Annotated in this window: 6 protein-coding genes; 1 reads left to right on the top strand and 5 read right to left on the bottom strand. The window is 40.4% G+C overall.

Annotation, left to right across the window (positions count from 1 at the left end):
- Nucleotides 1-10: 10 nt before the first annotated feature.
- The 4 genes from VB654_RS23515 to VB654_RS23500 form a co-directional block, all read right to left on the bottom strand.
- Entirely contained in the window at nt 11-472 is a 462-nt protein-coding gene (locus VB654_RS23515; protein WP_323216249.1) for a hypothetical protein, read from the bottom strand.
- A 283-nt stretch (nt 473-755) separates the two neighbouring features.
- A complete protein-coding gene (locus VB654_RS23510; protein WP_323216248.1) occupies nt 756-1,199 on the bottom strand; it encodes a DUF5071 domain-containing protein in 444 nt (147 codons plus the stop codon).
- A gap of 200 nt (nt 1,200-1,399) precedes the next feature.
- Nucleotides 1,400-1,795, bottom strand: a complete 396-nt coding sequence (locus VB654_RS23505; protein ID WP_323216247.1) for a type II toxin-antitoxin system VapC family toxin — start codon at nt 1,793-1,795, stop codon at nt 1,400-1,402.
- Nucleotides 1,779-2,069 carry a type II toxin-antitoxin system Phd/YefM family antitoxin gene (locus VB654_RS23500; RefSeq protein ID WP_323216246.1) on the bottom strand — a complete coding sequence of 97 codons (291 nt, stop codon included), beginning with the start codon at nt 2,067-2,069 and terminating at the stop codon, nt 1,779-1,781. Before VB654_RS23500 ends, VB654_RS23505 begins: the two co-directional genes overlap by 17 nt.
- Nucleotides 2,070-2,117: 48 nt before the next feature.
- On the opposite strand from VB654_RS23500, the gene VB654_RS23495 reads away from it, so the two are divergent.
- On the top strand, nt 2,118-2,333 hold the full coding sequence (locus VB654_RS23495; RefSeq protein WP_323216245.1) for a hypothetical protein: 216 nt from the start codon (nt 2,118-2,120) through the stop codon (nt 2,331-2,333).
- Between the two features lie 49 nt (nt 2,334-2,382).
- Here the strand turns inward: VB654_RS23495 and VB654_RS23490 are convergent.
- Nucleotides 2,383-4,965 (bottom strand): DUF4157 domain-containing protein (locus VB654_RS23490; RefSeq protein WP_323216244.1); only part of this gene is annotated, 2,583 nt, incomplete at its 5' end.

Raw genomic sequence — 4,965 nt, 5'->3', positions numbered from 1 at the left:
TTATTCAATCTTAATTTTTCAGATGATAAAGAGCTTTGATATCAGTCAGACATGGACTGAGTGGACTAGCTCCACCACTAGGATCAACAGGTGATTGATGATATAATACTCCTATTACTTCAACCTTTTGATCTTTAAATTGATCAATTTCTGCTTGTGGTCTACGGGCATCATGTTGCCAAACTGGGAAAAGAGAAACCCGGATATCATCAGCTAATACAATTGAAACATGACCTACATAACGTGGTGTTCCAATTAGTTTCATACGGATATCACTCTCGATGTACTGACCAACTACGCGCACAAGTTGCCCATCGTAAGATTCTGCTTCTTTCCATGTAGTGATCAATGGTAAAATATTAGACTCTTTATATGCCACTGGTAATGATAATTTAGAGCGTGATGGTGAATTAACCTCAGACAGAGACTGTTTTTTTTGTTTAATGGGTAGGAAAACTTGATCATCAATCATATATACATTTACTCAATCCTCTATTTTGTTGTTATTATGCCAGGATAAAAATTTTCACGGTATTAATTAGTAAAAAATCACCGTGAATCAATCCTACCCCAGTTTTTTAGAATTAAATAGCTACCAACCTGATGGCATGGCTACGCTGACGACCTCATCAATATGTGTGCGATCGCGAAACACTGTGACGTAGGCGATCGCCTTTATTCCCGTATCCTACAATGATTATCAGCCAGAGGGCATTAGACTTGACGCTAAAAAGTTGAATACAGAAAGGTCGTTATTAATATCCGAGCCAATCTAGGATCTCTCTAGCTACCAAATAGACCTCTTCTTCATCTTCTTGGTTTGCCAAATGGGTCAAATTGTCTCTGAATTGACTGGCTATCTCAGGAGCATCAGGGTCATTTAACAGATATTCTAAAACCCAGTTAATCTGTATCAGATCATCTGCACACAATATTTCCCGAATTTCACTGATCATATTTTCCCGGTTACTCAGAAAAAAAGGGAGCAAATAACCAGCAACAGGCCAATTTATATCCCCTAGCCACGAGAGTAAGTGAGGTGTAATAGGTTTGACAGCAGGATAACCCAGTTGTGTAATTCTTTCAACTCTTTCCCTATCGTCCTTGTCACGGGGAAGAAGTGCCAGTAATTCTACGGGAATCCCCTCAATCGGATGGGGGTCATACATTTTTCTCAGTAAATCCAGATCGGAGTTCATATTTAGTTCCTTTTGATTGGATTCATTTTTTAGAACTTATGGAAAATTCACGTAATCGCCTCAAATTTTGGGATTGCTTCCCTACAATACGTGCCGGTGGAAATGACAAATTTGCCTTGCGTAAATCCTGTTTATTGATTTCTTCTTTTTGGTATCATAAATACCATTAGACTTGAAGCTAAAAAGTTGAATATAGGGATTTATGTAAAAGGATTCAGTAATGGAATCCCACAGCCATCAAAATCGCGGATATTGCGTGTTACCAAGGTCAGTTGATGAATTTGAGCAGTAGCCGCAATCATCATGTCTGCTTGAGTGTGCGTTTTACCGATTACTTTGAGTTGACCTCGCAGTTCACCAGAACGTTTAGCAATTTCAGTGGTGATGGGCAATATTTGACAGTAATTTTCCAGAAAATTGTCGAACCAATTTTGAATTCTGATGTGAGGTTTCGATGTTAGCCCATACAATATTTCCTCAATAGTGATTACACTGAGAGTAATTGAGGTAACGCTTGCTGCCCATCTTAGGACACCAGAATTAGGCTGAGGTCGTGCTAGTTCGCTGATGATGTTGGTGTCACACAGAAAGGTCATTGAGTCTATCAGCAAAAGGGTTAGAACGGTTTTGGCGAGAGGGCGTTTCCAGGATGTAGTTTTCCTCAGCAGCCATCTGGCGCAATTCCCCGAAAGCATCAGCTAGAGATCGTTCTTCACGTTGCTGATGCCAAGACAGAAATTCCTCAAATAGTTCCGCCTCCACTACAACTGCTACTAGCTGAGTCCGGTTGTATATGCGTTGCGGTTCTTTAAGTGCGGCGTTAATCAGTTCGGAGAACTTTTGTTTGGCTTCTGCTATTCTCCAATTCATCCCACCACCTCTTATGATTCTTTATCATGTCTATTATAGACATAATAGATGGCTATAAAATTGGCGATGCGATTGTATTTACAAATTGATGGTGCGTTACATTTCATTAACGCACTCTACAAGAAGCGTGATCGCATTTTGCATCCCACAAGAACAGCAACGCACTACTTCCGTTTTTTAGAATTAAATAGCTACCAACCTGATGGTATGGCTACGCTGACGACCTCATCAATATGTGTGCGATCGCGAAACACTGTGACGTAGGCGATCGCCTTTATTCCCTTATCCTACAATGATTATCAGCCAGAGGGCATTAGACTTGACGCACGCCAATATTCGATACAGTCTTAATATTTTTAGAAGAGAATAGGGTGTGTAGTTCTTCAAGTTTATTGTTCCAGCGATCAACAAACGCTCTACTTCCTTGAGCAGTTCCTGGTTTTATACCTTGTTCATGACGCTCTTGAATAATTTTTTGAGTTACCCAATTCGCTAGGGTTGCGGGTATATTTCCATAGTAACTGGCGATTTGTGCTGCAATCATTGTTTGGTCATCGGTGACAAAGTTTGATTCCTCTGTACCGATATAACCTGGCATATAGTTTCCTTGTGCTTCCACCTGACTACGAATAGGCGTAAGCTGGTCATTATTGAGTATCGTTGGTGAAGATAAGGTTTCCGTTACTTTTTTCATTTTCTCTTCCATTTTGCCACTCTTCAGTTTTTCAGGAACTTTACTTCTATCTTTCTGACTATCCAAGTAGTTTAAAATTCTGATTGCTGATCCGCCAATAATCTCTAAAGAGTCATCTTCAGAACCTAATCCAATAGCTACGTTTTTTTGCAGGGTAATATTTTCAAACTCTTCTACTTCCAGGATCTTTTTCGCTTCTTGGAATAAATGATTTCTAGTCTTTATTCTTACAGAGGCTTTTGCCTCACCAAGTACAAATTTCACACGCTCATTTATTCCAATCCAATAGAGGTTGTAATCACTGTCACGCAAGGATGTTTCTATTGATCCTTGCCAATTGTCCTGACTCTCAGGCGCGCCAAAGCGTCCTTGCTTGTCATCTTTCAGTGTTAAATCTTTAGTAGCACTGGGGTCAAAAATGTCCCAAAGTTTTGCGACATCAGGACCCTGGGCTATGACAAGATAATCCACCAATGCTTCTTGAGCTTCTGATACGTCCCAGTCAGGATTGCTTGCTACAAACTTTTCTCCTGCTTCTTTTCTTTGCTCTAAAGCTTTCCATTTGCCAGAGATTTGCATTTTCACATCTCCTGTTCCTGTAATCGTCCATCCCTTTAAGTAATCGAAAAACAAATCTACTAATTTTTTTCTGTTGATTTTATTACCCATACCTTCAGCAATAGCAGGCCCACCAGTCACCACCCATTGCACAACCATTCCCAGTTCGGTCGCTTCGCAAGTAGCATCAACTCCTGCATTAGGACCAGCTACGCCAATAATAAGTGTATTTTTGGTTTTTTGCCTTTCTTTAAATTCCTGCATAATATCTGAGTTAGGATCTTTCAGTTGTCGCTGAAAGGCATCTAGATCCATCACCCGTTTTTTCTCAGTTTTTTTATCTTTTTCTGTGGTGATTTCCTTGGAGAAAGCGTTAAGATTATCAAATTTATGGGGGCCAATACCCAGTCCTGAGATTACCCTTAAAGCATAAAAATTACCTTGGTCTGTTTCAATTTTGTACCATTTATCTTCTTGTCTACTAACTTTCTTAATTGTGGCATTTACTGGGCTATCAAAACGATCCAGGACTGTTTTGATATCACTGGTCAATTCTGCTGGATTCCCCTTAAAAGTTTCGTCAGACCCAGATGAATCTTGAGGTAGTTTAGTTTTATGGCGCACAGGCGAGGTCATGTGCATCGGGTGGTTGACAAAATCTATGCCTCGGCTTTCTGGATTTGTTAGTGATGTATCCCAAGGCTGAATTTTACCAATAATTGCTGTTTGTTTTGGGTCTAAAGAACGACCATGAACATTTAGATAATCGGCTATACTGGGTCCTGTACCAAGCAACACAGTCTGATAAGATTTTTCCGGATCTGAGGATTTCTCTTTCTGCTTCTCCCAAAGCTCATTAGCTTCATTTAGCAACTTTTTCTCTGGCTGCTCTTTCTTTATTTGCTCTTTATAGTTGTGATTCAAAAATTTCCCGGCATCCTGGAAAAAAAGAATTAAATGTTGTGGATTGTCTAGATTAACTTCGCCATAATCCACTGGACTGTTCACCAAATCATGAATGATGTTGATAAATGCCTGTTGTCTACTTAATTCATCTCTAATGATTTCAAATTCCTTTGGACAGAACTTTTTCAGCAGTTCTTCATTTTTATTGATCGCTGCTACGACTTTTTGATCTATCTTTTGTTGAGGTATTTCTTCTGAGAGTTTTCGATAACTTAAGGGAAGAGATGGATATCCAGAAAAAGCAATTTTTCTCTGGATGATTGTGGTAGTTGGGGATATAGCTAATTCCCCTGTATTCTGTATAGCTCGCCGCACCATACCACCACTCTGCTGCACTACATGGGTCAACTCATGCGCCAACAACTCCTGTCCTCCCCGGCTTCCAGGCTCATACGCTCCTTGACGAAAGAAAACATCTTGCCCGGTTGTAAATGCTTTCGCCTGAATTGATTGATTCAACTGGTCAGACTGACCATCGGTGTGAACCTTCACCCCACTGAAATCTGCGCCAAACGCCTGTTCCATCGGTTCGCGGATATTGTCTGCCATCTTTTGTCCACTTCCCCTAGCACTATTAATAGCAGTATCCAAATCCGTCGAAGCTTCCCCTCCCCCAATTGCTTCCCGACGTTGAAGTGATGTTATCTCAGGTTTCATTTGCAGTTCTTCTTCTTCAGG

The organism is Nodularia sp. UHCC 0506 (genome assembly GCF_034931045.1).
Lineage (GTDB): Bacteria > Cyanobacteriota > Cyanobacteriia > Cyanobacteriales > Nostocaceae > Nodularia.
The sequence above is the reverse complement of the archived record's forward strand: the minus strand, read 5'-3'. Positions and strand labels throughout refer to the sequence as shown.

Bases quoted from the DNA above. Each gene is read 5' to 3' on its own strand.
- VB654_RS23505 (WP_323216247.1), bottom strand. From the start codon at position 1,795: ATGACCTTTCTGTGTGACACCAACATCATCAGCGAACTAGCACGACCT.
- VB654_RS23510 (WP_323216248.1), bottom strand. From the start codon at position 1,199: ATGAACTCCGATCTGGATTTACTGAGAAAAATGTATGACCCCCATCCG.
- VB654_RS23515 (WP_323216249.1), bottom strand. From the start codon at position 472: ATGATTGATGATCAAGTTTTCCTACCCATTAAACAAAAAAAACAGTCT.
- VB654_RS23500 (WP_323216246.1), bottom strand. From the start codon at position 2,069: ATGAATTGGAGAATAGCAGAAGCCAAACAAAAGTTCTCCGAACTGATT.
- VB654_RS23495 (WP_323216245.1), top strand. From the start codon at position 2,118: ATGGCTATAAAATTGGCGATGCGATTGTATTTACAAATTGATGGTGCG.